Here is a 26103-nt window from a genome sequence, read left to right as displayed (position 1 = left end):
CACAGACTCGTCCGGATTCCGGACCACTCCAGCCTAGGCCCTCGACGGCGGCCCGGGGGGCTGCGCGGGGCGTTCGCGCGCGGCCTGTTCGCGGGTTCTTCACGCCGTGTCTGGGCCAGGCAAACGCGACCCCACGCGGACCTCGTCGGACGGCAAGATCGCGGAATTCCAAGCCATCGCGAGGTATCCGGGGCGCGCGGTGTGACGGAACTCACTCGTCCTCGCGCGCTCGTGACCCACGCTGTCAGCGCCGGGCTCAGCGCACGGTCGGGTCCTCGCGGCCCGGCGCCGGGTCGTCGAGCAGGTCGGGCTCGACGGGGTGGGCGTGCGCCGGGAGCGTGACACGCATCGTCGCTCCGCTGCGCGAGTCCGCGACCTCGATCCGCCCCCCGTGCAGGTCGATCGCCCACCGGACGATCGCGAGGCCGATGCCCGTCCCGCCCGTCGAGCCGCCGGTCGTCGTGTGCGAACCCGTCGCGCTCGCCCGGGCGAAGCGCTCGAAGATGCGCTCGCGGTCCTCCTTCGCGATCCCCGGTCCCTCGTCCACGATCTCGAGCACGACGTCGTCGTCCACGGGGTACGCCTCGAGCCGGATCTCGCCCCCCTGGGGAGAGTGCCGGATCGCGTTCTGCAGGAGGTTGGTCACGACCTGGTGCAGGCGCTCGCGGTCCGCCTCGAGCACGAGGTCGGGCGGCGTCACGTCGACGACGTACCGCAGCTGCTTCCCGGCCTCCACCATCGACACGGCCTCGGCGTTCTCCTCGAGGAAGTCGCCCACGTCGATCTCGGTGATGTTGAGGGCCGCCGCGCCGGCCTCGATGCGCGACAGGTCCAGCAGGTAGGAGACGAGGCGCGTGAGGCGCTCGGTCTGGGCCAGGGCCATCTCCATCGTCGCGGGCGTCGGCTGCGTGACGCCGTCGACGACGTTCTCGAGCTGCGCCTGGAGCGCCGCGATCGGCGTCCGCAGCTCGTGCGACACGTTCGCGATGAGCTCGCGGCGCACCTGGTCGCTCGTCGCGAGGTCCTCCGCCATGACGTTGAACGCGACGGCGAGCTGGCCCACCTCGTCCCGGCTCGTCGCCCGCACCCGACGCGTGTAGTCGCCGTCGGCCATGGCGCGCGCCGCCGCCGTCATCTCGCGCAGCGGCGACGTCATCCCGCGCGCGAGGAGCTGGGTGAGGAGCAGCGACAGGACGATCGCGAGCGGGAACGTGCGCGACGGCCCGAGCTGGTTCTGGAGCCCGATCCACGTGATGAGGACCGCGAGCGTGACGGTCGCTGCGACGAGCACGCCGAGCTTGATCTTCAGCGAGCGGAACGAGTCGAGCGGCCGGACGTCCGGCAGGTGCGGGCGGATCGTGTGCGCGCGGTGCACGCCGTTCCGCGCCGGGCCGGGACTCGCCGACCCGCCCTGCGCCCGGCCCGTGCCCGCGCCGTCGACGGGGTCGGCGGGGTGGGAGGTCATCCGGCGGGCGGCTCGAACGCGTAGCCGACGCCGTGCACGGTCCGGATGAGGTCGGCGCCGAGCTTGCGGCGCAGCGCCTTGATGTGCGAGTCGACGGTGCGCGTCCCGCTCGCGTCGGCCCAGTCCCAGACCTCCGCGAGAAGCCGCTCGCGCGTGAGCACGGTCTTGGGCGAGCTCGCCAGCATGACGAGGAGCTCGAACTCGGTGGGCGTGAGGTGGACCTCCTCGCCGGCGCGGTACACGCGGCGCTGGGCCTTGTCGATCGTCACGTCGCCCACGGTCATGGGCGGGTCGGTCGGGGCGGTGCTCGCGGCCTGCGTGGCACGGTCGACCCGGCGCAGCAGCGCCTTGATGCGCGCGACGAGCTCGCGCATCGAGAAGGGCTTCGTCATGTAGTCGTCGGCGCCCACGCCGAGCCCGATGAGCATGTCGGTCTCGTCGTCGCGCGCGGTGAGCATGAGGATCGGCACGGGCTGCTCGGCCTGGATGCGCCGCGTCACCTCGAGGCCGTCGATTCCGGGCAGCATGACGTCGAGCACGATGAGGTCCGGTCGTAGCCGTGCCGCGGCGTCGACGCCGGAGAGCCCGTCGCGCGCGACCTCGACCCGCCAGCCCTCTGCGCTCAGACGCTGCGCGATCGCCGTCGCGATGGCGGGCTCGTCCTCGACGACGAGGACCGTGGCCGCCTGCTGCGGGGTGCCGCCGGCCAACGGCGCCGTCGTGGGCACGGGCCCGCGGCCCGGGACGGGACCGGCGCCCGCGCCGGTCGGTGATGCGCTCGCTGCCCTCGGATCTGCCATGGGATACAGCGTGGCACACGTCGGCCCAGGTCGGCCGGATTTCACCGCCACCCGGCGGTCGGACGCCGCGCGCCCGGGCGGCGCGAGGCGAGCGGGCGCTAGCATCGTCGGCACGATGAAGAGCACCTCCCGATATCGGTGGAGCACCTCGTGGTAGGCGACTGGGTCATGGTCGCGCTCGGGGTGCTCCTCACCGCAGGCACCGCCGTCTTCGTGGCCAGCGAGTTCTCCCTGGTCACCCTCGACCCCGCCGTCCTCCCCGCGGGCGACGACCCCGACCAGGAGGGCGACAGACGCGGCTCCCCGCCGTCGGGCGGGAAGGCCCGTGCCGACCGGCGCGACCGCAGCGTCCGGGCCGGGCTCAAGCACCTGTCGACCGAGCTGTCGTCCGCGCAGGTCGGCATCACGCTCACCACGATCCTCCTCGGCTACACGGCCCAGCCGGCGCTGCTCTCGCTGTTCGGCGCCGGGCTGAGCGCCACCGCGCTCGGGCAGGCGGCCGCGGCGGTCCTCGCCGGGGTCCTGGCCCTCCTCGTCGTGAACTTCGTCTCGATGCTCTTCGGCGAGCTCATCCCCAAGAACTTCGCCCTGAGCGCCCCCTACGCGACGGCCCGGCAGGTCGTGCCGGTGCAGCGTCAGTTCACCAAGCTGTTCCGGCCCGTGATCGCCGTGCTCAACGGGTCGGCCAACGCGATCCTGCGACGCGTCGGCGTCGAGCCGCGCGAGGAGCTGTCGGGCGCCCGCTCGGCCTCCGAGCTCGCCGCGCTCGTGCGCCGCTCCGCCCAGGAGGGCACGCTGGACGTGTCCGTCGCGACGCTCCTCACCAACTCCATCGAGCTCGACGAGCTGAGCGCCGTCGACGTCATGACCGACCGCATGCGGATGGTCGTCGTGGACCGTGACGCGACGGCCGCGGACGTCGTGGACGCCGCGCGGCGGACCGGGCACTCCCGGTTCCCCGTCATCGGCGAGGACCGCGACGACGTCGTCGGCCTCGTCCACCTGCGCCGCGCCGTCGCCGTCCCGTACGAGCGGCGCGAGGAGGTCCCTGCGGCGGCGCTCATGGTCGAGGCGCCCCGGGTGCCCGAGACCGTGCGCCTCGGCCCGCTGCTCGTCGAGCTGCGCGGCTTCGGGCTCCAGATGGCGGTCGTGGTGGACGAGTACGGCGGCACCTCCGGCGTCGTGACGCTCGAGGACGTCGTCGAGGAGCTCGTGGGCGACGTGGCGGACGAGCACGACCCGCGCCGCTCCGGAGCGGCCCGGCGCGCGGACGGCTCCTGGCTGGTCCCGGGCGTCATGCGGCCCGACGAGCTCACCGAGGTCACCGGGCTCCGCGCGCCCGAGGACGGCGCGTACGAGACGCTCGGCGGCCTCGTCATGGCACGGCTCGGGCGCGTGCCGGAGCCGGGCGACGAGGTCGTCGCGGGCGATGGCCGCGACCGCGTCGTGCTGCGCGTGGAGGCGATGGAGGGCCGGCGGGTCGAGCGGCTCTCGGTCCGCGCGGCCCCCGTGGAGGTGGAGTCGTGAGCTCGACCACCGCGCTCCTCGTCGCCGTCCTCCTGCTCGCGGGCAACGCGTTCTTCGTCGGCGCCGAGTTCGCCGTCATCTCCGCGCGCCGCTCGGCGATCGAGCCGCTCGCCGCGCAGGGGAACCGGCGGGCGCAGACCGTCCTGTGGGCGATGGAGAACGTGTCGCTCATGCTCGCGTGCGCCCAGCTCGGCGTGACGGTCTGCTCCACCGGCCTCGGCGTCGTCGCGGAGCCCGCGCTCGCGCACCTCATCGAGGACCCGTTGCGCGCCCTGGGCGTGAGCACGTCGCTCGCTCACCCGATCGCCTTCGTCGTCGCGCTCGCGATCGTCGTCTACCTGCACGTGGTGCTGGGCGAGATGGTGCCCAAGAACCTCGCCGTCGCCGGTCCCGAGACGGCCGTCATGTGGTTCGGCCCGCCGCTCGTGTGGATCGGGCGCGTGCTGCGGCCCGTCATCGTCGCGCTCAACTGGCTCGCGAACCACGCCGTCCGGGCGACGGGGGTCGAGCCCAAGGACGAGGTCGCCTCCGCCTTCACGGCGGAGGAGGTCCAGTCGATCGTCGAGCACTCCCAGGCGGAGGGCGTGCTCCGGGACGAGCAGGGCCTCCTCTCGGGCGCGATCGAGTTCTCCGAGCGCACCGCGCAGGACGTCATGGTGCCCGTCGCCGACCTCGTCACGGTCACCGAGGGCTGCACGCCCGAGGAGGTCGAGCGCCTCGTGGCGAAGACCGGGTTCTCGCGGTTCGCGGTCGCCGACGTCGCGGGCGAGCTCGTCGGCTACCTCCACGTCAAGGACGTGCTGTACGCGGACGAGACGACGCGCGGGGCCCCCGTCCCGTCCTGGCGCGTGCGGGCGCTCGCGACCGCCGCGCCCGGCGACGAGGTCGAGGACGCGCTCCGGGCGATGCAGCGCTCGGGAGCGCACCTGGCGCGCGTCGACGCGCCCGAGGGCGGAGGCGCCCTCGGCGTCGTCTTCCTCGAGGACATCCTCGAGGAGCTCGTGGGGGAGGTGCGCGACGCCATGCAGCGTCGGCACTGACGAGCGCCCCGGCGTCCGGCACCGGTCCTGAGCAGGGGACTTGGCATCGTCGGAGTGCTTCGTTACTGTTCCGTGATTGATCGGTCATCGGTGGCCCGAGGGCCACCCCGAAGGGTGAGAGGCAGGTGGCGGGTGGAGTCGCAGCAGACCGACGCACCCGCCCTCGAATCCCGACGGGCACGGCGCGAGGCGGAGCAGGGCACGCGCCGTCGCCGCCCCCAGGCACAGGTCTCCAGCCAGCACCGCTGGATGCCGCGCATCGCCGTCCTCGGGACGCTCGCCGCCGCGACGATCGCGATGCCCCTCTCCGCCGGCGCGGACGACGGGCTCGGCACGGGATCACCCTTCGAGCCCGACACCCGCCCGCTCGGCCCCAGCGCGCTCGACCTCGCGACCGCCGCGTCGACGGCGCCCGCGGTCTCCCAGAGCGTCGCCGCCGCGCCCCGTGTCGAGGTGCGGCGCGAGGCCGCCTCCCGGTCCGCCGCGCGCGACCCGCTCCCCGGCTGCGATCCGACGGTCCGCCCCGCGGGCACCAACGGCAAGCTCGACGAGCACGCGCTGTGCGAGCTCTGGCAGGCGGGCGAGCACCTGCGGCCCGACGCGGCCGTCTCGCTGTCGGCCATGAACGAGGCCTTCCGGGCGACGTTCGGTCGCGACCTGTGCCTCGTCTCGTCGTACCGCACGCTCTCGACGCAGGTCTCGCTCAAGTCCTCGCGCGGCGCGTTCGCCGCACCTCCCGGCTGGTCCATGCACGGGTGGGGCCTCGCGATCGACCTGTGCTCGGTCGAGACCGGCTCGCGCGAGGTCTACGCGTGGATCAACCAGAACGGTGCCACCTACGGCTGGGCCAACCCGGCCTGGGCCAAGCGCGGCGGCAGCGGCGCCTACGAGCCGTGGCACTTCGAGTTCGTCCAGGGCGTCGAGGAAGTCCAGAACTCCTGACACGCGGCCCCCGTCGTCCGCCGTGGCGGCTCGGAGAACCGTAGGCTCGGAACCGTGGCCGACCTGCTTCTCGCCGCGGTCGTCCTGCGCCGTCCCGAGCACGCGCTCGCTGCGCAGGTGCTGAGCCTCGCGCTCACCGGCCTCGTCCGGGTGGAGCCGACCACGCCCGGCTCGTCCCCCGTGCTCGTGGTCCTCGACGCGTCGCCCACCTCCGAGCGAGAGCACCTCGTGCTGTCGGTACTGTTCGGGGACGCTGCGTCGCCCGGCGCGCGCGTCGCCCTCGACCCGGCCGACGGCGTCCTGCGGGGCCGGGTGCACGACGCGTCCCGCCGCGTCGTGCAGGGTGCGCGCCGCGACGGCTACCTCGAGCCCGGGCGGGCGCGTCGTCTCACGGAGAAGGGCGAGGCGGTGCGCGCCGAGCTCGTGGCGCTGGAGGACGCCGTCGAGCGCGAGGTCGCCGACGCTCGGGCGCACGACCACGCGCGCCAGCACGTCTCTTCCGGGGCGCTCCCGTGGGCCGTGCTGTTCGGGCACGAGCCCGGGTGGGTGCCGGTCGACCGCCGGTCGGTCCGCTTCGACGTCGCCGCCGTGTGCGCGGCGGCCGACGCGCTGCGCTGACGACCCGCGTCGGACTCCCGTGAAGCCCGGACGCGGATCTACGGCCCGGAGAGCCGCTCGTTGCGGCCGAAGTCCTGGAGGAACCGCGGGCCCGACGCCGCGAGCTCGGCCTCGAACTCCTCGCGCCACGAGCCGTACGGCCGGTTCGCGAGGGCGTCGTTGGAGAAGCGGGGGTCGTCGGTGAGCTCCGTGACGCAGAAGGCGGGGATCTGCAGGTCCGTGACGGGGCCGGTGCGCTCGCACTCCGCGACGACGAGCGGGTGGTTCGCCCCGCCGAACACGTCGACGACCCAGCCGTCCGCCCCGACCCAGACCGAGTACCGCGTCTTGACGACGCGCGCCCCGCCGCGCCGGATCATCTGCACGCCCACCGCGACGTCGACCTCGCGCTCCGCCTCGTACCGCGTGCCGCCCGCCACCGGACCCTTGACGGTCAGGGTGCACAGGTCGACGGCGGGTGCGTAGCGGTCCAGGAGGTGCACGGCGTCCGTCGTGGGGTCCATCGTCGCGTCGACCGTGGGGACCTTGGCGCGCAGCCGCAGGGCGTAGCCCTCGTCGGCCAGGTAGTAGCTCTGCACGATCAGCGCCGGCGCGTCGCGCAGGTCCTCGGGCAGGTCGCGCACGAGGAACCGCCGCTCGAACTCGAAGTCCCCGTAGCCGCCGTCGGTCATGGCCCCACCGTAGCGGGCGCGCGGGACGAGGCACGGGAAGCAGGCGAGGTCGACGGTCCCGGAGACGGCGCGAGCCCGGCCGCCGGAGGCGGGCCGGGCTCGTCGGAGCGGTGCAGGGTGCCCTCGATAGGATTCGAACCTACGACCTTCTGCTCCGGAGGCAGACGCTCTATCCACTGAGCTACGAGGGCGAGCGCCGACGGTGTCCGCCGACGCGATGCACGAGACTACCAGCACGTCCGGGGTGCGTGGGCCCGTCGGCGGCCCGGTGGTCCGGACGCCCCGCGGGCCTCGCGCGAAATGCCGCGACGGAGGGTGCTCGCGCCTCGGTAGAATCGCCCGGTGACCCCCGACGAGCTCTCCGAAGCGCTGAGCGCTGCCCTGGCCGCCGCCGTCGCCGACGGCACCCTTGCCCTGGACCCGACCGCGGTCCCCGAGCGCGTCCACGTGGAGCGACCCCGCCAGCGCGAGCACGGCGACTGGGCCACGAACGTCGCGCTGCAGCTCGCCAAGAAGGCGGGCACGACGCCGCGCGCCCTCGCCGAGGACCTCGCGACGCGGCTCGCCGCGACCCCGGGCGTCAAGGCCGTGGACGTCGCCGGCCCGGGCTTCCTCAACATCACGCTCGACGCGGCCGCGGCGGGCGAGCTCGCGCGCACGATCGTCGAGGCCGGCCCGGCGTACGGGCGCGGCAGCTCCGAGGCGGGCACGAAGGTCAACCTCGAGTTCGTCTCCGCGAACCCGACGGGTCCCATCCACATCGGCGGCGTCCGCTGGGCCGCCGTCGGCGACTCGCTCGCGCGCGTGCTCGAGGCGAGCGGCGCGGACGTGACGCGCGAGTACTACTTCAACGACCACGGGGCGCAGATCGACCGGTTCGCCCGCTCGCTCCTCGCGCGAGCCCGCGGCCTGGAGGCGCCCGAGGACGGGTACGGCGGCGAGTACATCAGCGAGATCGCGGACGCGGTCATCGCGGACGCGGTCGCCGCGGGCGACCCCGACCCGCGCACGCTGCCCGACGCCGAGGCGCAGGAGGTCTTCCGCGCGCGCGGCGTCGAGCGGATGTTCGGCGAGATCAAGGCGTCGCTGCACGACTTCGGCGTCGACTTCGACGTGTACTTCCACGAGGACTCGCTGCACGAGTCGGGCGCCGTGGAGCGGGCCGTCGAGCGCCTGCGCGCGTCGGGCCACATGTTCGAGCAGGACGGCGCGACGTGGCTGCGCACGACCGACTTCGGCGACGACAAGGACCGCGTCGTCATCAAGTCGGACGGCGACGCCGCGTACATCGCGGGCGACATCGCGTACTACCTCGACAAGCGCGAGCGCGGCTTCGACGAGGTCATCATCATGCTCGGCGCCGACCATCACGGGTACGTCGGGCGCATGATGGCGGTGTGCGCCGCGTTCGGCGACACCCCCGGGAAGAACCTGCAGCTCCTCATCGGGCAGATGGTCAACCTCGTCAAGGACGGACACCCCGTGCGCATGTCCAAGCGCGCCGGGACCGTCGTGACGCTCGAGGACCTGGTAGACGCGGTCGGCGTCGACGCCGCGCGCTACTCGCTCGCGCGCTCGTCCGCGGACCAGAACATCGACCTCGACCTCGACCTGCTCGCCCGGGCGACGAACGAGAACCCGGTCTACTACGTGCAGTACGCGCACTCGCGCACGGCGGCGGTGGACCGCAACGCGGCCGACCGCGGGGTCGCGCGCGCCGACGGCTTCGAGCCCGCGCTGCTCGACCACCCGAGCGAGGCCGCGCTCATCGGGCGCCTCACCGAGTTCCCGCGCATCGTGGCCCAGGCCGCGGAGCTGCGCGAGCCGCACCGCGTCGCGCGCTACCTCGAGGCGCTCGCGGGCGACTACCACACGTGGTACCAGCAGAAGTCGCAGCGCGTCCTGCCCTACCCCGACGAGGAGGTCACGGACACGCACCGCACGCGGCTGTGGCTCAACGACGCGGTGCGTCAGGTGCTCGCCAACGGCCTCGGCCTGCTCGGCGTGTCCGCGCCGGAGCGCATGTGAGCACGGGCCTGCCGGGACATCCCGGCGAGCCGTGGTCGCGGGGCGTGCGCCGCGGTGAGGACGGGGTCGTCGAGGTCGCGGGCGTCGACGTCCACGCGCTCGCGGCCGAGCACGGCACACCGGCCTACGTGCTCGACGAGGCGGACTTCCGCGCCCGCGCCCGCGCGTACCGCACGGCGTTCGAGACGGCGTTCCGCGCGGTCGGGTCGGACGTCGACGTCTACTACGCGGGCAAGGCGCTGCTGACGGTGGCGGTCGCGCGCTGGGCGCGCGAGGAGGGCCTGCGGGTCGACACCGCGAGCGGGGGAGAGCTCGCGGTCGCGCTGCGCGCGGGCGTCCCGGGCCGGGAGATCGGGCTGCACGGCAACAACAAGTCCGACGCCGAGATCGGCCGGGCCCTCGACGAGGGCGTGGGCCGGATCATCGTCGACTCGCTCGTCGAGGTCGAGCGCGTCGCGCGCCTCGCGGGGGAGCGTGGCGTCGTCGCGCCCGTCATGGTGCGCGTGACGACGGGGGTCCACGCTGGTGGGCATGAGTACATCTCGACGGCGCACGAGGACCAGAAGTTCGGCCTGTCGATCGCCGCGCCGCGCGCGGCGGACGGCACCCGGACCGGCGACTCCCCGGCCATGACCGCGCTGCTCGACGTCGTCGCGCGCCCCGAGCTGCACCTGCTGGGGATCCACTCGCACATCGGGTCGCAGATCCTCGACCCGTCGGGGTTCGAGGTCGCGGCGCGCGCGGTGCTGGAGCTGCGCGCCGAGCTCGCCGCACGCACGGGCGTGCTCGTCGACGAGGTCGACATCGGCGGCGGCTACGGCATCGCCTACCTCCCCGGCGAGGTCGCGCTCGACCCCGAGCGCGTGGCGAAGGACGTCGCGGCCGCCGTCGACGCGGCGGCCGCGGAGCTCGGCACGCCGCTGCCGCGGTTCTCGATCGAGCCCGGCCGCGCGATCGTCGGGCCGGCCGGCCTCACGCTCTACACCGTGGGCACGGTCAAGCCGGTGACGCTCGACGACGGCCGCGTGCGCACGTACGTCTCCGTCGACGGCGGCATGAGCGACAACATCCGCCCGGCGCTCTACGAGGCGCAGTACCACGCCGAGGTCGTCGGTCGGACGTCGGACGCGGAGCCTGTGCTCGCGCGCGTCGTCGGCAAGCACTGCGAGAGCGGCGACATCGTCGTCCACGAGGTGCAGCTCCCCGGCGACGTGCGCGCGGGCGACCTCCTGGCGGTCCCGGCGACCGGTGCCTACGGCCGCTCGATGGCGTCGAACTACAACCTGCTGACGCGCCCGCCCGTGGTCGCCGTGCGCGACGGCGCGAGCCGCGTGCTCGTGCGCCGCGAGACCGTCGAGGACCTGCTGGCGCTCGACGAGGGCTGACGGCGAGGGCGAGGTCGGCGCACCGGCATCCGACCCGTGGGCACGCCCGGGACGGGCGCACGGGGCGCCGTATCCTGTGCCTGCGGCTCCCGAGCCACCCGGGCACGACCCGGGTCGCGCGCACGGCGCCGCACCCGTCCTGACCACCCGAGGAAGGTCCGTCGTGCCCCCTGCCGCCGAGTCCCACCCGCCCCTGCGCGTCGCCCTGCTGGGCTGCGGCGTCGTCGGCACCCAGGTCGCGCGGCTGCTGACGGAGCAGGCCGACGACCTCGCCTCGCGCGTGGGTGCGCGTCTCGAGCTCGTCGGGATCGCGGTGCGGAACGCGGCCGCGCCGCGCGCCTCGTCGGTCGACCGCTCGCTGCTCACCGAGGACGCGGAGGGTCTCGTCGCGCGCGCGGACATCGTCGTCGAGGTCATGGGCGGCATCGAGCCCGCGAGGTCGCTCCTGCTGCGCGCGATCGACGCGGGCGCCGCCGTCGTCACGGCGAACAAGGCGCTGCTCGCCGAGGACGGGCCGACGCTCTACAAGGCCGCGGACGCGGCCGGCGTCGACATCTACTTCGAGGCCGCCGTCGCGGGCGCGATCCCCATCGTGCGCCCGGTGCGCGAGTCGCTCGCGGGCGACCGCGTGCGCCGCGTGCTCGGGATCGTCAACGGGACGACGAACTACGTCCTCGACCAGATGGCCACGACGGGCATGGACCTCGAGGAGGCCGTCAAGGAGGCGCAGGACCTCGGCTACGCGGAGGCGGACCCGACGGCCGACGTCGAGGGCTACGACGCCGCGGCCAAGGCCGCGATCCTCGCGAGCCTCGCGTTCCACACCCGCGTCTCGCTGGACGACGTCGCGCGCGAGGGCATCATGTCCGTCACGGCCGACGACGTCGCCTGGGCCGCGCAGACCGGCCACGTCATCAAGCTCCTCGCCATCGCGGAGCTGCGTGACGGCACCTCGGCGGGCGCGCCGGCCGGCGTCTCGGTGCGCGTGCACCCGGCGCTCGTGCCCACGTCGCACCCCCTCGCGAACGTCCGCGGGTCGTTCAACGCGGTGTTCGTCGAGGCGGAGTCCGCGGGCGAGCTGATGTTCTACGGGCGGGGTGCCGGCGGCGCGCCCACGGCGTCGGCCGTCCTGGGCGACGTCGTCTCGGCCGCGCGCCACCGCGTGCTCGGGGGCAAGGGGCCGCAGGAGTCCACGTACGCCGAGCTCGCGATCCTTCCCGCGAGCGCGGCCGTGACCCGCTACCAGGTGCGCCTCGACGTCGACGACCGCCCGGGCGTGCTCGCGCAGGTCGCGCACGCCCTCGCCGAGCACGACGTCTCCATCGAGGCCGTCCGCCAGCCCGCAGCGCAGGGCGGGGCGGACGTCGCGGAGCCCGGGGTCGCCGAGCTCGTCATCACCACGCACGCGGCGCCGGAGTCGGCGCTGTCCGCGACCGTCGCGGCGGTCGCCGAGCTCGAGCCCGTCCGCACGATCACGTCCGTCCTGAGAGTCGAGGGAGCCTGATGGCCCACCAGGTGGTACACCAGTGGCAGGGAATCATCGCCGAGTATCGTGAGCGTCTGCCCGCGCACCTGTCCGAGCGCGTCGTCACGCTCGGCGAGGGCGGCACGCCCCTCGTCGAGGCCCCGGCGCTCTCGGAGCGCACCGGTGCCCAGGTCTTCGTCAAGGTCGAGGGCATGAACCCCACGGGGTCGTTCAAGGACCGCGGCATGACGGCGGCCATCTCCGCCGCCGCGGGCCGCGGCGCGCAGGCGGTCGTGTGCGCGTCGACGGGCAACACGTCCGCCTCGGCGGCCGCGTACGCGGTGCGTGCCGGGATGACGTGCGCCGTGCTCGTCCCGGACGGCAAGATCGCGATGGGCAAGCTCAGCCAGGCGATCGCGCACGGCGCGCGCCTGCTCCAGGTCGACGGCAACTTCGACGACTGCCTCGTCGCCGCGCGCAAGCTCGCCGACGCCTACCCGGTCGAGCTCGTCAACTCCGTGAACCCCGACCGCATCGAGGGCCAGAAGACCGGCGCGTTCGAGATCGTCGACGCGCTGGGCGATGCGCCCGACATCCACGCGCTGCCCGTCGGCAACGCGGGGAACATCACCGCGTACTGGAAGGGCTTCCGGGAGTACGCCGGTCAGGGCGCCCCCGGCCACGCGGGCGAGGGCCTGCCGGCCGTGTCGACGCTCGTCCCGCAGATGTGGGGCTTCCAGGCGGCGGGCGCCGCGCCGATCGTCGCGGGCCACCCCATCACCGAGCCGGAGACGATCGCGACCGCGATCCGCATCGGCAACCCTGCCTCGTGGGAGCTCGCCGAGGCGGCGCGCGACGAGTCGAGCGGCGTCATCGAGGCCGTCACGGACGAGCAGATCCTCGCGGCCCACCGGGTCCTGTCGAGCGAGGTCGGCGTGTTCGTCGAGCCCGCGTCGGCCGCCGGCGTCGCCGGGATCCTGTCGCGCGCGGAGCGCGGGCTCGTCCCCGCGGGTGCGCGCATCGTCGTCACGGTCACGGGCCACGGGCTCAAGGACCCGCAGTGGGCGCTGCGCACGCTCGACGGCAGCGACGTCACCCCGACGCGCGTGAGCGCCGACGTCGTGTCCATCGCCGACGCCCTCGGGCTCGACTGATGCAGCTCGGCGCGGACCACGTGCGGGTGCGCGTCCCGGCGACGAGCGCCAACCTCGGCCCCGGCTTCGACGCGCTGGGCCTGGCGCTCGGGCTCCACGACGTGCTCGAGGTGCGCGCGCTCGCCAGCGACGAGGTCGTGGTGGACGTCGAGGGCGAGGGCGCGGGGGAGGTGCCCGGCGACGAGACGCACCTCGTGGTGCGGGCCCTGCGCGCGGCGCTCGACGTGGCGGGCGCGCCGCAGACCGGCCTGCACCTGACCTGCACCAACCGTGTCCCGCACGGGCGGGGCCTCGGCTCCTCGGCGGCTGCCGTCGTCGCGGGCATCGTGGCGGCGCGGGCGCTCGTCGCGGACCCGTCGGTCCTCGACGACGACGTGGTCCTCGGCCTCGCGACGGCGATCGAGGGACATCCCGACAACGCGGCGCCCGCGCTCCTGGGCGGCGCCACCGTCGCGTGGGACGCCGGGCACGCCGGGGGCCCCCGCGCGGTGCGGCTCGACGTGCACGACGACGTCCGGGCCACGGTGCTGGTGCCCTCCGCCCGCCTCGCGACCAGCCGGGCGCGAGGCGTGCTCCCTGCGCACGTGCCGCACGCAGACGCCGCCTTCAACGCCGGGCGCGCCGCCCTCCTCGTCGAGGCGCTCACCCGGCGGCCCGACCTGCTGCTCGACGCGACGGACGACCGGCTGCACCAGGCGTACCGGGCCGACGTCATGCCGTCGTCGTTCGAGCTCGTCCAGGCGCTGCGGGACCGCGGACTCGCCGCGACCGTCTCGGGGGCCGGTCCGACGGTGCTCGTGCTGTCGACGGCGGACGGCCTGGAGGAGGTCGCGCGCGTCGCGGACACGCTCGTCGGAGGGACCGCCGACTGGGCGGTGCACCGCCTCGACGTCGACACGCGGGGCGTCGTGGCCGACCGGCTCTGACCTCGGGTGCGCCGGTGCTAGGATGATTGTCAGCCTTCGGTCACGCTCTCGCACCAGTACATCCGCACGCAGAGCGCGCTCTCACCCACCGGGTGTGCTGCGACCGAGCAGTCCGAGAGAAGGCAATCCAGCCCCGCGTCAGATGACGTCGTCGTACCACTGACGCGTGGCGACACCTACGCACCGGCCGTCACGGCCGGGCGTCGACCACCCGCGGCCCGCCCTCTGAGCGGCGGGCGCAAACGAGGGGGAAGGGTCCTTCGTGACAGACACCATCGACACCGCCACGAGCAGCGCGACCGGTTCGGCCGCTGCCGGCGGGAACGCCCGGACCGGCGCGCTCTCCACGCTGCGCCTCCCGGAGCTGCAGGCTCTCGCCTCGCAGCTCGGGGTCAAGGGCACGTCCAAGATGCGCAAGGGCGATCTTGTGGACGTCATCCGCGCCCGCACCGGCGAGCAGGGCGCCTCCGAGCGCCCCGCCGCGCCGCGGCGCGACACGGACGGGGCGAGCGCCGCGGTCCGTGAGACGAGCGAGGCGCCTGCCGCCTCCGGGCGCGGCCGCAGCCGCCGCGCCGAGCGGCCCGCCGCGAGCCCGACGGGCACCACCGACTCGGCGGCGCCGGCGCGCCAGGACGCACCGTCGGCCGCGAGCCGCGAGGAGCGCACCGCCGCTCCGGTGCTCGACCTGCCGGTGCGCTCCGACGAGCAGCGGACCGAACAGCGCGGGGAGCCGCGTGCCGAGCGTCGTGACGGTCGTCGCGACTCCCGCTCGGAGGCCGCTGCCGCGGTCGCGGAGGCGCTCGGCGAGCAGGGCGTGCGCACGCGCGACGCCTCGAACGAGTCCGCCGACGAGCGCGCCGCGCGCGCCGCCGCGGCGGTCGGCCTCGTCACGGGCGAGCGGGGCTCGCGTCGCGCGGGCCGCGGCGCCGGCGCCCCCCGGACGGGCGAGGGCGACGGTGACGCGTCGCGCGCCGACCGTCAGCGCGACCAGCAGGTCGGCGAGCGTCAGCGTGACCAGCAGGGCGGCGACCGTCAGCGCGACCAGCAGGGAGGCCAGCAGGCCAACCAGCAGGTCCGCGGCGAGCGCCAGTCCGACCGCCGCGACGACCGCCAGCTGCTCGACGACGAGCGCGGCGGCCGCCGTCGCCGGGGTCGTGACCGTGGCCGTGAGCGCGACCGCAAGCGTGGCCGCAACCGCCAGGGACCGGACGTCGCGGGCCTCGACGACATCGAGGTCAGCGAGGACGACGTCCTGCTCCCCGTCGCGGGCATCCTCGACATCCTGGACAACTACGCGTTCGTGCGCACGAGCGGGTACCTGCCGGGCCAGAACGACGTCTACGTCTCGCTCGGCCAGGTGAAGAAGGCCGGCCTGCGCCGCGGCGACGCGGTCACGGGCGCCGTGCGCCAGCCGCGCGAGGGCGAGAACCAGGGCAACACCGCGCGCCAGAAGTTCAACGCGCTCGTGCGCCTGGACACCGTCAACGGCATGTCGCCCGACGAGGCGCGCCAGCGCCCCGAGTTCACCAAGCTCACGCCCCTGTACCCGCAGGACCGTCTGCGTCTGGAGAACACCGAGGCGACGCGTCTGACGCCGCGCGTGATCGACATCGTTGCGCCGATCGGCAAGGGCCAGCGCGGCCTCATCGTCGCGCCGCCCAAGGCCGGCAAGACGATCATCATGCAGCAGATCGCCAACGCGATCACGGCCAACAACCCCGAGGTCCACCTCATGGTGGTGCTCGTGGACGAGCGGCCCGAAGAGGTCACGGACATGGAGCGGACGGTGAAGGGCGAGGTCATCGCCTCGACGTTCGACCGCCCCGCGTCCGACCACACGATCGTCGCCGAGCTCGCGATCGAGCGCGCGAAGCGCCTGGTCGAGCTCGGCCAGGACGTCGTGGTGCTCCTCGACTCGCTCACCCGCCTGTCGCGCGCGTACAACCTCGCGGCGCCCGCGTCGGGCCGCATCCTGTCCGGTGGTGTGGACGCGTCCGCGCTCTACCCGCCCAAGCGGTTCTTCGGCGCGGCCCGCAACATCGAGAACGGCGGCTCGCTGACGATCCTCGCCTCGGCGCTGGTGGAGACGGGCTCGAAGATGGACGAGGTCATCTTCGAGGAGTTCAAGGGCACCGGGAACATGGAGCTGCGGCTCTCCCGGAACCTCGCCGACAAGCGCATCTTCCCGGCCGTGGACGTCAACGCGTCCGGCACGCGCCGCGAGGAGATCCTCCTGTCGCAGGACGAGCTGAAGATCGTCTACAAGCTCCGTCGCGTCATGGGCGCGCTCGACCAGCAGCAGGCGATCGAGCTGCTGCTCGGCCAGCTCAAGAAGACGCAGACGAACGTCGAGTTCCTGCTCCACGTCCAGAAGACGACGCCCGGTGGTCTCGCGGACGACGACAACGTCGGCCGCACGATCTGACGGTCGTCCGGCAGGAGCCGACGGCGGGCGGCCCCGGGAAGTTCCCGGGGCGCTCGCGCGTTCTGGCACAATGGTTCGTCGGCCTGCGTCCGTCAGGCCGCCTGTCGCCGGTTCACAGGTGCGGTCGCCGCACCTGACCCGGAGACGTCACCCCAAGGAGAAAACCGTGAAGTCTGGTATCCACCCCGAGTACGTCCTCACCGAGGTGACCTGCACCTGTGGGAACACCTTCGTGACGCGCAGCACCGAGACGTCGGGCAAGATCAGCTCCGACGTGTGCAGCGCCTGCCACCCGTTCTACACGGGCAAGCAGAAGATCCTCGACACCGGTGGCCGTGTGGCCCGCTTCGAGGCCCGCTACGGCAAGAAGGCCGCCGACAAGTAGCGACACCGCAGCGCCGGTGGTCCGAGCCCGACAACCTCTCCAGGGGCAGTCGGCGCGCTCGGACCACCGGCGCTGTTGCTTTGCCCGAGCGATCCTCCCGATCCTCGCGCGGTCGAGCCCCGTGCCGACGACCGCGACCCGCCCGTCCCCGAGGAGCCGTCCGTGACCGAGTCGTTCGCCGCCGTCGAGCCGCTGCTGGCCGAGCACGCCGACATCGAGGCCCAGCTCGCCGACCCCACCGTCCACGCCGACGCGGGCCGCGCGCGCACGCTCGGGCGGCGCTACGCCGAACTGAACCAGGTCGTCGGTGCGTACCGCGCATGGCGGGAGGCGAGCGACGACGCGGAGGCCGCCGCCGAGCTCGCGGCCCTCGGCGGCGAGGACGGCGACGCGTTCGCCGCGGAGCTCCCCGGCCTGCGCGCCGCCGAGGAGGAGGCGCGCGAGCGCCTGCGCCGCGTGCTCGTCCCGCGCGACCCGGACGACGGGCGCGACGTCATCCTCGAGATCAAGGCCGGGGAGGGCGGCGAGGAGTCCGCCCTGTTCGCGGGCGACCTGCTGCGCATGTACCTGCGGTACGCGGAGCGCCGAGGGTGGAAGACGGAGGTCCTCGAGTCGACCGACTCCGACCTCGGCGGCTACAAGGACGTCCAGGTCGCGGTCAAGGCGCGCAGCACGCCGACCGACCCCGCCGACGGCGTCTGGGCGAACCTCAAGTACGAGGGTGGCGTGCACCGCGTCCAGCGCGTCCCCGTGACCGAGTCGCAGGGCCGGATCCACACGTCGGCGGCCGGCGTGCTCGTGTTCCCCGAGGTCGAGGACGCGGGCGAGGTCGAGGTCGACCCCAACGACCTGCGCATCGACGTCTACCGCTCGTCGGGACCCGGCGGGCAGTCCGTCAACACGACCGACTCCGCCGTGCGCATCACCCACCTGCCCACGGGCATCGTCGTGTCGATGCAGAACGAGAAGTCCCAGCTCCAGAACCGCGAGCAGGCCATGCGCGTGCTGCGCGCGCGCCTGCTCGCCGCCCAGCAGGAGGCCGCGGCCGCGGAGGCCGCCGACCTGCGCCGCTCCCAGGTCCGGACCGTGGACCGCTCCGAGCGCATCCGCACGTACAACTTCCCGGAGAACCGCATCGCGGACCACCGCACCGGCTACAAGGCGTACAACCTCGACCAGGTGCTCGACGGCGACCTCGACCCGGTCGTGCGCTCGGCGGTCGAGGCCGACGAGGCGGCCCGCCTCGCGAGCGCCGGCGATGCCTGAGCCGGTGGGTCCGACCCCGCCGTCGGACGCCCGCACCTCCGCCTGGCTGCGCTGGGCGACGGCCGTCCTGGACGCCGCCGGGGTGCCCTCGGCGCGCGCGGACGCCGAGCTCCTGCTCGCCCACGCACTCGTGGTGCCCCGGAGCGACGTGGCGCGTCGCGCGATCCTCGGCACGCCCGTCCCCGACGACGTCGCGCCCGCCCTCACCGAGCTCGTCACCCGGCGCGCGCAGCGCGTGCCGCTCCAGCACCTCGTGGGCACCGCGCCGTTCCGGCACCTCGAGCTGGCCGTCGGGCCGGGCGTCTTCGTCCCGCGGCCCGAGACCGAGCAGGTCGCGCAGGTCGCCGTCGACGAGGCCCGGACGGTCGTGGCCGGAGCGGGACGCGCGACCGTCGTCGACCTGTGCACCGGCTCGGGGGCGATCGCGCTCGCCGTCGCGACGGAGGTCGCCGGGACCGACGTGCACGCGGTCGAGCTCGACGCGTCCGCCCACGCCTGGGCCGAGCGGAACGTGACGGCCGCGCGCGAGGCGGGCGGCGTCGTCGTGCACCTGGTGCGGGGGGACGCCCGCACGGCGCTCGCCGGGGGCGTCGACGTCGGCGGTCTCGACGGCACGGTCGACGTCGTCGTGTCCAACCCGCCGTACGTGCCCCCCGGCGCCGTCCCGCGCGACCCCGAGGTGGCCGACCACGACCCCGGCGTGGCGCTCTACGGCCTCGGGCCGGACGGTCTCGAGGTGCCGCGGGGGATCACCACCGCGGCCGCGCGGCTCCTGCGCCCCGGCGGCCTCTACGTCATGGAGCACGCCGAGGTCCAGGCCGCGGCCGCGCGGGACATGGTCGCGGCGACCGGCGCGTTCGTCGACGTCCGCACCGTCGCCGACCTCACGGGACGCGACCGCATGGTCGTGGCCCGGCGATCAGGGCCGGAGCCCGCCGACGACCCGGAGCCTGCCCGTGGGCGTGGAAGGATGGACCCGTGAGCTCCGTCCACCCCGTGACCGACCCGAACACCTGGGGCGCCGGCATCGACGAGGCGGTCAACGCGATCTCCCGCGGTGGCCTCGTCGTGCTGCCCACCGACACCGTCTACGGCATCGGCGCCGACGCCTTCGACGCGGAGGCCGTCGCCGCGCTCCTCGCGGCCAAGGGCCGGGGCCGGCAGATGCCCCCGCCCGTGCTCGTGCCGGACGCGCGCACGCTCGACGGCCTCGCCACGGACGTGCCCGACGCCGCGCGCCGCCTCGTCGAGGCCTTCTGGCCCGGCGGCTTCACGATCATCCTGCGCGCCCAGCCCTCGCTCGCGTGGGACCTGGGGGAGACGCACGGGACCGTCGCGCTGCGCATGCCCGACCACCCGGCCGCGCTCGCGCTCCTGCGCCGCACGGGCCCGCTCGCGGTGTCCTCGGCGAACGCGACCGGCAGACCCGCGGCCCTCGACGTCGAGGACGCGCGGGAGCAGCTCGGGGACCCGGTGGCGGTCTACCTCGACGGGGGGACGGCACCCGGCGGGGTGGCGTCGACCATCGTCGACGCGACATCGGACACGCTGCGCGTCGTGCGCCAGGGTGCGGTCACGCTCGACCGGCTCCGTGAGGTCGCGGACGTCGCGGGCCCCGACGACGCGCCGGACGACCCGCCCGCCGCCGCGACCTCCGACGCTCCCACCTCCGACGACGCCGGGGAGCCGGAGGCGAACGGCGGGTGAGGGTCTACCTGCTCGTGATGCTCGTCGCCGCCGTGGTGACGTTCCTCACGACGCCCTTCGCGCGCTGGGTCGCGCTGCGCACCGGCGCGATCACCGCCGTGCGCGACCGCGACGTCCACACGATCCCGACCCCCCGGCTCGGCGGGCTCGCCATGCTGCTGGGCCTCGTGGTGGCGGTGGTCTTCGCGTCGCAGATGCCGTTCCTCGAGAGCGTGTTCGTGGGCGAGGTCGCGGGCCGGCTCGTGGCCGACCCGAGGATCTGGGGGATCGTGGGCGGGGCGGCGATCGTCTGCCTGCTCGGGATCGCCGACGACATCTGGGACCTCGACTGGATGACGAAGCTCGCGGGCCAGGTGCTCGCGGCCGGGCTGATGGCGACGCAGGGCGTCGTCCTGTACCGCCTGCCCCTCGGGATCGGCGACCAGCAGCTCATCTGGTCCTCGCGCCTCCAGCTCGCCGCGACGATCCTCGTGGTGGTCGTCGCGATGAACGCGGTGAACTTCGTCGACGGCCTGGACGGGCTCGCCGCCGGGCTCGTCGCGATCGGCGGCACGGCGTTCTTCGTCTACTCGTACGTGCTCACGCAGAAGGCGAGCGCCGACGACTACTCGAGCCTCGCGACCCTCGTGATCGCCGCGCTCGTGGGCGTCTGCGTCGGCTTCCTGCCGCACAACTTCCATCCCGCGCGCATCTTCATGGGGGACTCGGGCTCGATGGTCCTCGGGCTCGTCATGTCCGCCGCGGCCATCGTCGTGACCGGCAAGATCGAGACCGACGCGCTCTCCGGCGCTCAGCAGATCCCGGCGTTCATCCCGATCCTGCTGCCGCTCGCGGTGATCCTCCTGCCCCTGCTCGACATGGGCATGGCGGTCGTGCGCCGGGTCGCGCGCGGGAAGTCGCCGTTCCACCCGGACCGCATGCACCTGCACCACAGGATGCTCGCGATCGGGCACTCGCACCGGCGCGCCGTCCTCATCCTCTACGTCTGGACGGCCGTGTTCGCGTTCGCCGCGGTCGCGCTCGTCCAGTGGCACTGGCACGGCGTGGCCGTCGGCCTCGCCGTCGCCGTCCTGGTCTCCGCGGTCCTCACGCTCGGCCCGCTGCGCACGCGCGGCCGGTTCCTCGACGACGACGCCGCGACCTCCACCGCGCCGGTGCCGCTCGCCACCACCTCCGACGACGTCCCGCCCGAGACGGCCGCCCCCTCGGCGCCCGCCGTCCCCACCCCGCCGAAGGAAGCCCTGAGATGACGACCAGCCAGCCCGAGCCCGCACGCCCGGACGACGCGGGGCCAGAGGTCGCCCGTCCGTCCGCCGAGGGTGCCGACGAGCACGCCGGCGGCACGGCTGCCGAACCCACGCTCGGGTCGCAGGGGCAGGCCGTGCGCGTCGTGTTCCGCAGGGCGCTGCGGGACGTCCTCGTGCTCCTGGGCGCGCTCACCGTCCTCGGGGTCGCGATCGGGGCGCTGGTGTCGGGGCTCCCGGGGGTCTGGGGTGCCCTGCTCGGCGTGGGCGTGGCCCTGGTCTTCTCCGCGACCACGGTGTGGGTCATGCTGCGGACCGTCGACGCGAGCCCGACGACCACCGCGGCCGTGGTCATGGGGAGCTGGCTCGCGAAGATGGTCGTGCTCATCGCGGTCCTCGTCGTGCTGCGGGGCATGGACTTCTACGACCGGTGGGTGTTCGCGGGCGTCCTGCTCGTCGGCGTGATCGGCTCCGCCGTCCTCGACTACCGGGCCGTGAGCCGCGGCCGGATCCCCTACGTGGAACCTGCCGAACGCTGACCTGGAGCTCCGTGCGGGGCGGCCGCGTCGCACTACCAGGAACCGCGTCCCGCTCGCATGAGCAAAAAGTCACAAGCAGGCCAGGATCGGCGGGACCATGCCGATCCATGCGTTAGGCTACTGGCGAATCCATGACGGCCAGGTCCGACGGCGTGCCCACAACAATGTGCTGGCTGCCGGGACCACACGACCATTGGGAGTCCACCCTGTCCACGCTTGCGACCCCCGTGCTCCTCGCTGCTTCCGAGGGCGAGAGTGGCTTCCACGCGCCGTCGATCGCCGACTTCTTCCCTCCGGCCATCCTCTTCGAGGACACGATCTTCCAGATCGACCGGATCTGGATCATCCGCATCGTCGCGACGATCGTCCTGCTGGCGATCTTCGTCGCCGGTGCGCGCCGCGCGCGGCTCGTGCCCGGTCGGCTCCAGAACGCCCTCGAGATGCTCATCGACTTCGTGCGGGTGCAGATCGTCGAGGAGATCATGGGGAAGGAGAACGCCAAGCGCTTCGTCCCGATGATCGCGACGATCTTCTTCTCCGTCCTCGCGTTCAACATCACGAGCGTCATCCCGGGCCTCAACCTGGCCGGGACCTCGCGCATCGGCCTGCCGATCGTGCTCGCACTCTGGGTGTTCGTCGCCTACTGGGCGGTCGGCATCAAGAAGCACGGCCTCGGCGGCTACCTGAAGAACAGCCTCTTCCCCCCGGGGGTGCCGGCGCCGATCTACCTGATCGTGACGCCGATCGAGCTCCTGCAGATCCTCATCATCCGGCCCGCCTCGCTGGCGATCCGACTCGCGGCCAACATGATCGCCGGGCACATCATGCTCGTGCTCTGCTTCGCGGCGACGCAGTACTTCGTCTTCGAGGCGGTCCCCGCCATGAAGGCGTTCGGCGCCCTGACGTTCGCCGGCGGTTTCGCGATCACGCTGTTCGAGATCCTCGTGGCCTTCCTGCAGGCCTACATCTTCGCGCTCCTCGCCGCCGTGTACATCAACATGTCGCTCGAGGAGGAGCACTGACCCCCCGGGTCGTGCACCGACTCCGCTCCACCAGACACACCATCAAGCGCAGCACCAACGCGACGCCCGGTCATCCGGTCGGGCGCCCAACGGAAGGAACGAGCAATCGTGGACGTCACCACTCTCGCTGAGGTCACCGGCAACATCGGCACCGTCGGTTACGGCCTCGCCGCGATCGGCCCGGGCATCGGCCTCGGCATCCTGATCGGCAAGACCATCGAGGGCATGGCCCGCCAGCCCGAGGTCGCCGGGCAGCTCCGCGCGACGATGTTCATCGGTGTCGCGTTCGTCGAGGTGCTCGCGCTGCTGGGTCTCGTCGCCGGCTTCCTGTTCTGATGACGGCGCTGGCTGACGCCGCGCTCACCATCGCGGCGGAGACGGGCGAGGAGCACGAGGGCATCGAGCTCTTCCTGCCGGCCGGGTACGACCTGCTCTGGTCGACCGTCATCATGGTCGTCATCGCGATCGTCTTCTACAAGGCGGTCCTGCCCAAGTTCCAGGCCATCCTCGACGAGCGCACCGCGAAGATCGAGGGCGGGCTCGCCAAGGCCGAGTCCGCCCAGGCCGAGGCCGCGGCGGCGCTGGCCGAGTACCACCAGCAGCTCCAGGAGGCTCGGGCCGAGGCCGCGAAGATCCGCGAGGAGGCGCGTGCCGAGGGCGGCGCCATCGTGGCCGACCTGCGGACCAAGGCGTCCGACGACGCCGCGCGCATCGTCGAGACGGCGCACCGCCAGATCGAGGCCGAGCGTCAGCAGGCCGCGGTCTCGCTGCGCAACGACGTCGGTCTGCTCGCGACGGAGCTCGCCTCGAAGATCGTCGGCGAGTCGCTCGCCGACTCGGCGCGCCAGAGCCGCGTCGTCGACCGGTTCCTCGACGAGCTCGAGGCCGCGGGTCCCGCGGCGGCGAGCGCGGCGGGCACGGCTGCCGAGGAGCGCTGATGCGCGGAACGAGCGGCGAGTCCCTCACGCAGGCGCGGGACCGGTTCGAGCCGGTCCTGCGCTCGGCGGGCGAGGGCGCGCTCGCGCTGGGCGAGCAGCTCTTCGCGGTCACCGCGGCGCTCGACGAGTCGGCGCCGCTGCGGCGCTCGCTCGCAGACCCCTCGCGGTCCGGCGCGGACAAGGCGGCCCTCGTGTCCGCGGTCCTCGCGTCGGGCTTCGACGGTCGGGTCGTGGACCTCGTGTCCGGACTGGTCCGGTCGCGCTGGACCCGTGAGGGCGACCTCGCGGACGCGACCGAGCGACTGGGCCTGGACGCGGTCCTCGCGTCGGCCGAGGCCCGCGGTGCGCTGGAGACGGTCGAGGACGAGCTGTTCCGGACCTCGCGCGCGCTCGTCGGGCAGCGCGAGGCGCGGCAGGTCCTCTCCGACGACACGACCGCTCCCGAGCGGCGCGCGGCGTTCGTGCACGCGCTCCTCGACGGCAAGGTCGACCGCGTCACCGAGGTGCTCGCCGTCCACGCGACGCGCGCGCTGCGCGGTCGCCGGTTCGTCCCGACGCTGGGCTGGATCGGGGAGATCGCGGCCGAGCGTCGCCAGCGCCTCGTCGCCTCGGTCACCTCGGCCGCGGTGCTCACGCAGGCACAGCTCGACCGCCTCGCGGGACTGCTCGAGCGGGCCTACGGGCGCGCCGTGCAGCTCAACGTGACGGTGGACCCGGCCGTGCTCGGTGGGCTGCGCGTCCAGGTGGGCGCCGACGTCGTGGACTCCACCGTGCTCTCCCGGCTCGCCGACGCGCGCCGACGCCTCGTGAGCTGACGAGCCGACCCTTCCGACCGACGACCGTCCTGCCGGCCACCGGCCGCACAACCGACAAACGTTCGACCGCACCCGAACCACGAGGTGCGGCCACGACAGGAGAAGAGCAATGGCTGAGCTGACGATCCGGCCGGAGGAGATCCGGGCCGCTCTGGACAGCTTCGTGAAGTCCTACGAGCCCGAGGGCGCCGTGTCCGAGGAGGTGGGCCGGGTCACCCTGGCCGCCGACGGCATCGCCCAGGTCGAGGGTCTGCCGGGCGCGATGGCCAACGAGCTGCTGCGCTTCGAGGACGGGACCCTGGGTCTCGCCCTCACCCTCGACGTCCGCGAGATCGGTGTCGTCGTCCTCGGCGAGTTCACCGGCATCGAGGAGGGCCAGGAGGTCCGCCGGACGGGCGAGGTCCTCTCCGTCGCCGTCGGCGACGGCTACCTCGGTCGCGTCGTCGACCCGCTGGGCAACCCGATCGACGGCCTCGGCGAGGTCGCCACGGAGGGCCGTCGCGCCCTCGAGCTCCAGGCGCCCGGCGTCATGGACCGCAAGTCGGTCCACGAGCCGCTGCAGACCGGTCTCAAGGCGATCGACTCGATGATCCCGATCGGTCGCGGCCAGCGCCAGCTGATCATCGGTGACCGCCAGACGGGCAAGACGGCGATCGCGATCGACACGATCATCAACCAGAAGGCCAACTGGGAGTCGGGCGACCCCGAGAAGCAGGTCCGCTGCATCTACGTCGCCATCGGCCAGAAGGGCTCCACGATCGCGGCCGTGCGCGGCGCGCTCGAGGAGGCCGGCGCTCTCGAGTACACGACGATCGTCGCGGCCCCCGCGTCCGACCCGGCGGGCTTCAAGTACCTCGCCCCGTACACCGGTTCGGCCATCGGCCAGCACTGGATGTACGGCGGCAAGCACGTCCTCATCGTGTTCGACGACCTGTCGAAGCAGGCCGAGGCCTACCGTGCCGTGTCGCTCCTGCTGCGCCGCCCGCCGGGCCGCGAGGCGTACCCCGGTGACGTCTTCTACCTGCACTCCCGCCTGCTCGAGCGTTGCGCGAAGCTCTCGGACGAGCTCGGCGCCGGCTCGATGACGGGCCTGCCGGTCATCGAGACCAAGGGGAACGACGTCTCGGCGTACATCCCGACGAACGTCATCTCCATCACCGACGGCCAGATCTTCCTCCAGTCGGACCTGTTCAACGCCGACCAGCGCCCCGCCGTCGACGTCGGCATCTCGGTGTCCCGCGTCGGTGGTGCCGCACAGGTCAAGGCGATGAAGCAGGTCTCCGGCACGCTGAAGCTCGAGCTCGCGCAGTTCCGTTCGCTCGAGGCGTTCGCGATGTTCGCGTCCGACCTCGACGCGGCCTCGCGCGGCCAGCTGAAGCGCGGCGCGGCCCTCATGGAGCTGCTCAAGCAGGGCCAGTACTCGCCGTACCCGGTCGAGGACCAGGTCGCGTCGATCTGGGCCGGCACCAAGGGCAAGATCGACGACGTCCCGGTCGAGGACGTGCGTCGCTTCGAGTCCGAGCTGCTCGACCACCTGCGCCGCAACACGGACGTCCTGTCGACGATCGCGGAGACCGGCAAGCTGTCGGACGAGACCGAGGCCCAGCTCTCCTCGGCGGTCGACGTGTTCCGCTCCGGCTTCCTCACGGGTGACGGCACGCCGCTCGTCGGTGGGGACACCGAGGACGAGGCCGAGACGGAGATCGAGCAGGAGCAGATCGTCCGGCAGAAGAGGGCCTGA

At 73.7% G+C, this 26103-nt stretch carries 24 protein-coding genes and 1 tRNA gene; 21 read left to right on the top strand and 4 right to left on the bottom strand.

What is annotated here, in order from left to right:
- Nucleotides 1–256: 256 nt before the first annotated feature.
- Both NF338_RS05715 and NF338_RS05710 read right to left on the bottom strand, forming a co-directional pair.
- The gene (locus tag NF338_RS05715) at nucleotides 257–1465 is read right to left on the bottom strand and encodes an ATP-binding protein (RefSeq protein ID WP_264029898.1); all 1209 of its coding nucleotides are present in this window, start codon (nucleotides 1463–1465) and stop codon (nucleotides 257–259) included.
- Complete coding sequence (locus NF338_RS05710) at nucleotides 1462–2265, bottom strand: response regulator transcription factor (RefSeq protein WP_239576730.1); 804 nt, start codon at nucleotides 2263–2265, stop codon at nucleotides 1462–1464. The genes NF338_RS05715 and NF338_RS05710 overlap by 4 nt, the downstream gene beginning before the upstream one ends.
- Nucleotides 2266–2415: 150 nt before the next feature.
- Here NF338_RS05710 and NF338_RS05705 point away from each other — a divergent pair, with 150 nt between their 5' ends.
- The 4 genes from NF338_RS05705 (at nucleotide 2416) to NF338_RS05690 (ending at nucleotide 6392) form a co-directional block, all read left to right on the top strand.
- Entirely contained in the window at nucleotides 2416–3792 is a 1377-nt protein-coding gene (locus tag NF338_RS05705) for a hemolysin family protein (protein ID WP_264029897.1), read from the top strand.
- Nucleotides 3789–4832: a hemolysin family protein gene (locus NF338_RS05700; RefSeq protein WP_087469534.1), complete on the top strand. Its 1044-nt coding sequence runs from the start codon at nucleotides 3789–3791 to the stop codon at nucleotides 4830–4832. Before NF338_RS05705 ends, NF338_RS05700 begins: the two co-directional genes overlap by 4 nt.
- A 132-nt stretch (nucleotides 4833–4964) precedes the next feature.
- Nucleotides 4965–5774 (top strand): D-alanyl-D-alanine carboxypeptidase family protein, encoded by an 810-nt coding sequence (locus NF338_RS05695; RefSeq protein WP_264029896.1) that lies wholly within the window; start codon nucleotides 4965–4967, stop codon nucleotides 5772–5774.
- A gap of 54 nt (nucleotides 5775–5828) precedes the next feature.
- A complete protein-coding gene (locus tag NF338_RS05690; RefSeq protein ID WP_264029895.1) occupies nucleotides 5829–6392 on the top strand; it encodes a hypothetical protein in 564 nt (187 codons plus the stop codon).
- A 38-nt stretch (nucleotides 6393–6430) separates the two neighbouring features.
- On the opposite strand, the gene NF338_RS05685 is transcribed toward NF338_RS05690, so the two are convergent.
- Complete coding sequence (locus NF338_RS05685; RefSeq protein WP_204542651.1) at nucleotides 6431–7063, bottom strand: CYTH domain-containing protein; 633 nt, start codon at nucleotides 7061–7063, stop codon at nucleotides 6431–6433.
- Between the two features lie 118 nt (nucleotides 7064–7181).
- A tRNA-Arg gene (locus NF338_RS05680) sits at nucleotides 7182–7254 on the bottom strand.
- Between the two features lie 151 nt (nucleotides 7255–7405).
- On the opposite strand from NF338_RS05680, the gene argS reads away from it, so the two are divergent.
- The 17 genes from argS (at nucleotide 7406) to atpA (ending at nucleotide 26103) form a co-directional block, all read left to right on the top strand.
- Nucleotides 7406–9091, top strand: coding sequence for an arginine--tRNA ligase (argS, locus tag NF338_RS05675; protein WP_264029894.1), 1686 nt, complete (start codon nucleotides 7406–7408; stop codon nucleotides 9089–9091).
- A complete protein-coding gene (lysA, locus tag NF338_RS05670) occupies nucleotides 9088–10476 on the top strand; it encodes a diaminopimelate decarboxylase (protein WP_264029893.1) in 1389 nt (462 codons plus the stop codon). The genes argS and lysA overlap by 4 nt, the downstream gene beginning before the upstream one ends.
- Before the next feature lie 163 nt (nucleotides 10477–10639).
- Nucleotides 10640–11980: a homoserine dehydrogenase gene (locus NF338_RS05665; protein ID WP_264029892.1), complete on the top strand. Its 1341-nt coding sequence runs from the start codon at nucleotides 10640–10642 to the stop codon at nucleotides 11978–11980.
- Nucleotides 11981–11991: 11 nt separating this feature from the next.
- Complete coding sequence (thrC, locus tag NF338_RS05660) at nucleotides 11992–13095, top strand: threonine synthase (protein WP_264030053.1); 1104 nt, start codon at nucleotides 11992–11994, stop codon at nucleotides 13093–13095.
- Nucleotides 13095–14021 (top strand): homoserine kinase, encoded by a 927-nt coding sequence (gene thrB, locus NF338_RS05655; protein WP_264029891.1) that lies wholly within the window; start codon nucleotides 13095–13097, stop codon nucleotides 14019–14021. The genes thrC and thrB overlap by 1 nt, the downstream gene beginning before the upstream one ends.
- Nucleotides 14022–14283: 262 nt before the next feature.
- Nucleotides 14284–16446 (top strand): transcription termination factor Rho, encoded by a 2163-nt coding sequence (gene rho, locus NF338_RS05650; protein ID WP_264029890.1) that lies wholly within the window; start codon nucleotides 14284–14286, stop codon nucleotides 16444–16446.
- 166 nt (nucleotides 16447–16612) lie between these two features.
- On the top strand, nucleotides 16613–16831 hold the full coding sequence (gene rpmE / locus NF338_RS05645; RefSeq protein WP_087469526.1) for a 50S ribosomal protein L31: 219 nt from the start codon (nucleotides 16613–16615) through the stop codon (nucleotides 16829–16831).
- 162 nt (nucleotides 16832–16993) lie between these two features.
- Complete coding sequence (gene prfA, locus NF338_RS05640; protein WP_264029889.1) at nucleotides 16994–18097, top strand: peptide chain release factor 1; 1104 nt, start codon at nucleotides 16994–16996, stop codon at nucleotides 18095–18097.
- Complete coding sequence (gene prmC, locus NF338_RS05635) at nucleotides 18090–19079, top strand: peptide chain release factor N(5)-glutamine methyltransferase (protein ID WP_264029888.1); 990 nt, start codon at nucleotides 18090–18092, stop codon at nucleotides 19077–19079. The genes prfA and prmC overlap by 8 nt, the downstream gene beginning before the upstream one ends.
- On the top strand, nucleotides 19076–19804 hold the full coding sequence (locus tag NF338_RS05630) for an L-threonylcarbamoyladenylate synthase (RefSeq protein ID WP_087469524.1): 729 nt from the start codon (nucleotides 19076–19078) through the stop codon (nucleotides 19802–19804). The genes prmC and NF338_RS05630 overlap by 4 nt, the downstream gene beginning before the upstream one ends.
- Entirely contained in the window at nucleotides 19801–21054 is a 1254-nt protein-coding gene (locus NF338_RS05625; RefSeq protein WP_264029887.1) for an MraY family glycosyltransferase, read from the top strand. Before NF338_RS05630 ends, NF338_RS05625 begins: the two co-directional genes overlap by 4 nt.
- Nucleotides 21051–21587, top strand: coding sequence for a hypothetical protein (locus NF338_RS05620; RefSeq protein ID WP_264029886.1), 537 nt, complete (start codon nucleotides 21051–21053; stop codon nucleotides 21585–21587). The genes NF338_RS05625 and NF338_RS05620 overlap by 4 nt, the downstream gene beginning before the upstream one ends.
- A 164-nt stretch (nucleotides 21588–21751) precedes the next feature.
- Entirely contained in the window at nucleotides 21752–22609 is an 858-nt protein-coding gene (atpB, locus tag NF338_RS05615; RefSeq protein WP_264030052.1) for a F0F1 ATP synthase subunit A, read from the top strand.
- A gap of 108 nt (nucleotides 22610–22717) precedes the next feature.
- Nucleotides 22718–22945: an ATP synthase F0 subunit C gene (locus tag NF338_RS05610; RefSeq protein ID WP_024839300.1), complete on the top strand. Its 228-nt coding sequence runs from the start codon at nucleotides 22718–22720 to the stop codon at nucleotides 22943–22945.
- Nucleotides 22945–23547 (top strand): F0F1 ATP synthase subunit B, encoded by a 603-nt coding sequence (locus NF338_RS05605; protein WP_087469521.1) that lies wholly within the window; start codon nucleotides 22945–22947, stop codon nucleotides 23545–23547. The genes NF338_RS05610 and NF338_RS05605 overlap by 1 nt, the downstream gene beginning before the upstream one ends.
- Nucleotides 23547–24362, top strand: a complete 816-nt coding sequence (locus NF338_RS05600) for a F0F1 ATP synthase subunit delta (RefSeq protein WP_264029885.1) — start codon at nucleotides 23547–23549, stop codon at nucleotides 24360–24362. Before NF338_RS05605 ends, NF338_RS05600 begins: the two co-directional genes overlap by 1 nt.
- Before the next feature lie 109 nt (nucleotides 24363–24471).
- Complete coding sequence (atpA, locus tag NF338_RS05595) at nucleotides 24472–26103, top strand: F0F1 ATP synthase subunit alpha (protein WP_087469519.1); 1632 nt, start codon at nucleotides 24472–24474, stop codon at nucleotides 26101–26103.

Source organism: Cellulosimicrobium sp. SH8 (assembly GCF_025818875.1).
GTDB lineage: Bacteria > Actinomycetota > Actinomycetes > Actinomycetales > Cellulomonadaceae > Cellulosimicrobium > Cellulosimicrobium cellulans_D.
Note: the sequence above shows the minus strand (reverse complement) of the source record. Positions and strands in the feature narration are given on the sequence as shown.

Coding starts and splice junctions, on each gene's coding strand:
- NF338_RS05620 (WP_264029886.1), top strand. CDS start 21,051: ATGACGACCAGCCAGCCCGAGCCCGCACGCCCGGACGACGCGGGGCCA.
- NF338_RS05715 (WP_264029898.1), bottom strand. CDS start 1,465: ATGACCTCCCACCCCGCCGACCCCGTCGACGGCGCGGGCACGGGCCGG.
- NF338_RS05600 (WP_264029885.1), top strand. CDS start 23,547: ATGCGCGGAACGAGCGGCGAGTCCCTCACGCAGGCGCGGGACCGGTTC.
- NF338_RS05685 (WP_204542651.1), bottom strand. CDS start 7,063: ATGACCGACGGCGGCTACGGGGACTTCGAGTTCGAGCGGCGGTTCCTC.
- NF338_RS05605 (WP_087469521.1), top strand. CDS start 22,945: ATGACGGCGCTGGCTGACGCCGCGCTCACCATCGCGGCGGAGACGGGC.
- NF338_RS05710 (WP_239576730.1), bottom strand. CDS start 2,265: ATGGCAGATCCGAGGGCAGCGAGCGCATCACCGACCGGCGCGGGCGCC.
- atpB (WP_264030052.1), top strand. CDS start 21,752: ATGTGCTGGCTGCCGGGACCACACGACCATTGGGAGTCCACCCTGTCC.
- thrB (WP_264029891.1), top strand. CDS start 13,095: ATGCAGCTCGGCGCGGACCACGTGCGGGTGCGCGTCCCGGCGACGAGC.
- prmC (WP_264029888.1), top strand. CDS start 18,090: ATGCCTGAGCCGGTGGGTCCGACCCCGCCGTCGGACGCCCGCACCTCC.
- atpA (WP_087469519.1), top strand. CDS start 24,472: ATGGCTGAGCTGACGATCCGGCCGGAGGAGATCCGGGCCGCTCTGGAC.